The following is a 421-nucleotide window of genomic DNA, read 5'->3' as shown; positions in this document are numbered from 1 at the left end:
CGAACCATCGGCCGCGTTGGCCGTGATCTGTGAGTCCACATAGTTCTTCGTGGCGGCATCCTGGGCGTTGGTCGGGTCCGTAACATTGGTGATGGAAGTACCCGCGCTGTTGCCCTCGGAGAGTACCTCCGATAAGGTCTGGTCGTCACTGCCCAAGTTGGCCAAGGGTACCTGTAGGGTACCGTTGTTATCTTCTATCTCAAGGTTCGCTCCGCTCACCTCGAAGCGGGTGTTCACCTCATTGGTGATGCTCCCGTCAACCTCAGTGAAGGTGCTGTTCACAATGTAGGGGTCACCGCTGGTGCCGCTTCCGCTCACACTGATGTCAGTACCTGCGTTGACGATGGTCTCCGAACCATCGGCCGCATTGGCCGTGATCTGTGAGTCCACATAGTTCTTCGTGGCGGCGTCCTGTGCATTG

Annotated in this window: 1 protein-coding gene; it reads right to left on the bottom strand. The window is 57.5% G+C overall.

What is annotated here, in order from left to right; translation table 11 throughout:
• Window positions 1-421: hypothetical protein (locus F8C76_RS18790; protein WP_170284070.1), on the bottom strand; the 421-nt coding region annotated here is incomplete at both ends.

Source organism: Flagellimonas olearia, from assembly GCF_009184425.1.
GTDB lineage: Bacteria > Bacteroidota > Bacteroidia > Flavobacteriales > Flavobacteriaceae > Flagellimonas > Flagellimonas olearia.
This window is presented reverse-complemented; position numbering and strand designations above follow the sequence as displayed.